Source organism: Methylobacterium sp. CCH5-D2 (genome assembly GCF_001556475.1).
GTDB lineage: Bacteria > Pseudomonadota > Alphaproteobacteria > Rhizobiales > Beijerinckiaceae > Methylobacterium > Methylobacterium hispanicum.
The window spans coordinates 1-4004 of record NZ_LSIX01001104.1 but is presented as its reverse complement, the minus strand read 5'-3'; the positions used below and the strand labels follow the sequence as shown (position 1 = coordinate 4004).

Genomic DNA, 4004 nt, shown 5'->3' with positions numbered 1-4004 from the left:
CCTGCGGGCCCGCGCGTCGGCGGCTCGGCCTCCGCCGCCTCCGCAGCCGCCGACGCGCGGGCCCGCAGGAGGCTCGGATAGTGCAGCACCTCCATGCGGCCGTCGTAGTGCTCGACGATCGCCGTGCAGGATTCCACCCAGTCGCCGGTGTTGAGGTAGCGCAGGCCGTCGATCTCGCGGTTGGCCGCGTGGTGGATATGGCCGCAGATCACCCCGTCGGCGCCCTGGCGCCGGGCCTCGTCGGCGAGGAACTGCTCGAACTGGCCGATGAAGTTGACGGCGTTCTTCACCTTCAGCTTGGCCCAGGCCGAGAGCGACCAGTAGGCCAGCCCGAGCCGGCGGCGGACCCGGTTCAGGCCCGTATTGACCCAGAGCGCGAAGGTGTAGGCCCCGTCGCCCAGATGCGCGAGCCAGCGGGCGTGGCGCACCACCATGTCGAACTGGTCGCCGTGGATGACGAGGTAGCGCCGCCCGTCCGCGGCCTCGTGGATCCGGCTCTCGGCGATCTCGATGCCGCCGAAGGTGGTGCCGATGTAGTCGCGCAGGAACTCGTCGTGGTTGCCCGGCACGTAGACGATGCGGGCGCCCTTGCGGACCTTGCGCAGAAGCTTCTGCACCACGTCGTTGTGGCCTTGCGGCCAGTACCAGCCCAAGCGCAGCTGCCAGCCGTCCACGATGTCGCCGACGAGGTAGATCACGTCGGCGTCGTAGTCCTTGAGGAAGTCGAGCAGAAGCCCGGCCTGGCAGCCCTTCGTGCCCAGATGCGTGTCGGACAGGAACAGCGTCCGGACGCGCACCGTCTCAGGCTCCTCGCTCACGCGCGCATCCCGCATCCCGCGCCTCCTGCTCTGGCGAGCCGGAGCCAAACCGGAATCCGATCTCAGTTTGATGACGCAGGCCGGTCCGGGGGCGCACGGCTGGCCGGAAGCGGGCTCGACCCGCGCGGCGCCGCGCCGACCGTCCCGCGAGACGGGAGGCAGGGCCATGGATCGGCGGCGCACAGCAGAGACAAGGTCGATTGCTGCGCCGCCCATGCTGCGATGCAGCACAAAACAGTCAATCACGGGTTCCGCCCTCGTCGACCAGGGCAAATTTTTTTTCCAGTCCGGAGAAGTTTTTCCGGTTTTCTTTCCGTGACTTGACCGTCCATAATCATTCCCGGCCCAGTGGCGGCGCGGACCCGCCTCGAAGTGTCGGGGCGACCGGGAGGAAGGTGTCGATGACGCGGCAGAGCGCTTGAAAGCGCGACCCGGCCGGCGCAGGATGAGCGCGGTACAACGGAGGCGACCGGCATGCGCAGCATGCCGCGACGCGAGCGGCGCGAGGCCGCCACGCCGCTCCGCGTGACCGACGATCCGAACCAGCGGCGGGCTCACCCGGGCGACCGGGGACACCGCACGCGCCGCCCGGCACACTTCCCACGTCCCGCCCGGTCCGTGCACGACCCGACGACGCCGGCCGCGAAGCCGGCAGCGCATCAATTCAAGCAATTGGAGGAAACATCATGGCGGCAACCCGACGTCCCGGTCGCAATCACCTCTTCGTGCCGGGCCCGACCAACATCCCGGACCGGGTCCAGCGCGCGATGCTGGTGCCCTCCGAGGACCACCGCTCGGTCGATTTCCCGGCGCTGACCAAGCCCCTCTTCGAGGACACCAAGAAGGTCTACGGCTCGACCGACGGCACCATCTTCCTGTTCCCGGCCTCCGGCACCGGCATCTGGGAATCGGCGCTGACCAACACGCTCTGCCGCGGCGACAAGGTGCTGACCGCGCGCTTCGGCCAGTTCAGCCACCTCTGGATCGACATGGCCCAGCGCATCGGGCTCGACGTCGTCGTGCAGGAGGAGGCCTGGGGCACAGGCGCCGACCCGCAGAAGATCGAGGAGGCGCTGCGCGCCGACACCAACCACGAGATCAAGGCCGTGATGGTGGTCCACAACGAGACCGCCACGGGCGTCACCAGCGACATCGGCGCGGTGCGCAAGGCCATCGACGCGGCCGGCCACCCGGCGCTGCTCTTCGTGGACGGCGTGTCCTCGATCGGCTCGCTCCCCTTCCGTATGGACGAGTGGAAGGTCGATTGCGCCATCGCCGGCTCGCAGAAGGGCCTGATGCTGCCTGCCGGCCTCGGCGTGATCTGCGTCAGCCCGAAGGCGCTGAAGGTCTCGGAGGGCGCCGCCGGCCGCAACGACCGGCTCGCGCACGTCTACTTCGCCTGGGAGGACCACCGGAAGCAGAACCCGGCCGGCTACTTCCCCTACACCCCGTCGCTGCCGCTGCTCTACGGCCTGCGCGAGGCGCTGGCCTGCCTGTTCGAGGAGGGGCTGGAGAACGTCTACCACCGCCACCACGTGCTCGGCGAGGCCACCCGCCAGGCGGTCGCGGCCTGGGGCCTGAAGACCTGCGCCAAGGACCCGAAGTGGAACTCCGACACCGTCACGGCGATCGTGGTACCGGAGGGCGTGGACGCGGCCCAGATCATCAAGCACGCCTTCGTGCGCTACAACCTCGCCCTCGGCGCCGGCCTCTCCCAGGTCGCCGGCAAGGTCTTCCGCATCGGCCACGTGGGTGACCTGAACGAGCTCTCGCTCTTGGGCGCCATCGCGGGCGCCGAGATGGCGATGAACGATTGCGGGCTCAAGGTGACCCCGGGCTCGGGCGTGGCGGCGGCCGCGAACTACCTGCGCGAGAACCCGCTCAACAAGAACTGATCCGGCACGGATCGGAGAAAGGCCGCGGGGACAACGCCCCGCGGCCCGACCCGCGGGCTTGAGGAGGCCGGCGGGTCCAAGGAAGAAGACCGGTGCGCGCGCCCGCGCAGGACCGGCCGAGGCACCCGGATCAACCGGGGCCCGGAGGACGCGTCCGCTGCCGAGAGAGGGTTCCATGACGAAGAAGATCGTGTTCCTCGACCGCGAATCCCTCGACGCCAAGGTTCGGGAATTCAACTTCCCGCACGAGTACGTGGAGTACGAGTCGACCTGGTCGCCCGAGGATACCGTGGAGCGCCTGAAGGGCGCCGAGATCGCGCTGATCAACAAGGTGCCGATGCGCGCCGAGACGCTGAAGCAGCTGCCGGACCTCAAGCTGATCGCGGTCGCGGCCACCGGCACGGACGTGGTCGACAAGGCGGCCGCGAAGGCGCAAGGGGTCACGGTCGTCAACATCCGCAACTACGCCTTCAACACCGTGCCCGAGCACGTGGTCGGGCTGATGTTCGCGCTGCGCCGCGCCATCGTGCCGTACGCCAACTCCGTGCGCCGGGGCGACTGGGCCAAGTCCACCCAGTTCTGCTACTTCGACTACCCGATCTACGACATCGCCGGCTCGACGCTCGGCATCGTCGGCTACGGGGCGCTCGGCAAGTCGATCGCTAAGCGCGCCGAGGCGCTGGGCATGAAGGTCCTCGCCTACGACGTCTTCCCGCAGGAGGGGCTGGTCGATTTCGAGACCATCCTCACCCAGTCCGACGTGATCACCCTGCACGTGCCGCTGACGCCCGACACCCGCAACCTGATCGGGGCCGAGCAGCTCGCCAAGATGAAGAAGAGCGCCATCCTCATCAACACGGCCCGCGGCGGGCTGGTGGACGAGGCGGCTTTGCTCGCGGCCCTCAAGAACGGCACCATCGCGGGCGCGGGCTTCGACGTGGTGGCGCAGGAGCCCCCGAAGGACGGCAACATCCTGTGCGAGGCGGACCTGCCGAACCTCATCGTCACGCCGCACGTCGCCTGGGCCAGCAAGGAGGCGATGCAGATCCTCGCCGACCAGCTCGTCGACAACGTCGAGGCCTTCGTGGCCGGCAAGCCGCAGAACGTGGTCGAGGGCTGAACCGCGACGCGCGCCCTCTCCCATAGGGAGAGGGTTGGGGTGAGGGGTATGACGGTGCAGGCCTGAGCGCGCCATCGACGCGCGTTCAGGGTGAGCCCTCACCGGCCGCCTCATATCCCTCACCCGGCTTTCTGCGAAAGCAGACCTCTCCCTACAGGAGAGGGGACCCGC

At 68.9% G+C, this 4004-nt stretch carries 3 protein-coding genes; 2 read left to right on the top strand and 1 reads right to left on the bottom strand.

Annotation, left to right across the window (positions count from 1 at the left end):
* The coding region (locus AX737_RS29695) for a UDP-2,3-diacylglucosamine diphosphatase (protein WP_066927612.1) at positions 1 to 818 on the bottom strand (818 nt) is incomplete at its 3' end.
* Positions 819 to 1504: 686 nt separating this feature from the next.
* Between AX737_RS29695 and AX737_RS29690 the strand changes: the two genes are divergently transcribed.
* Positions 1505 to 2713, top strand: a complete 1209-nt coding sequence (locus AX737_RS29690; RefSeq protein ID WP_066927610.1) for an aminotransferase class V-fold PLP-dependent enzyme — start codon at positions 1505 to 1507, stop codon at positions 2711 to 2713.
* A 175-nt stretch (positions 2714 to 2888) separates the two neighbouring features.
* Positions 2889 to 3833, top strand: a complete 945-nt coding sequence (locus tag AX737_RS29685) for a D-2-hydroxyacid dehydrogenase (protein WP_066927608.1) — start codon at positions 2889 to 2891, stop codon at positions 3831 to 3833.
* Positions 3834 to 4004: the final 171 nt, after the last annotated feature.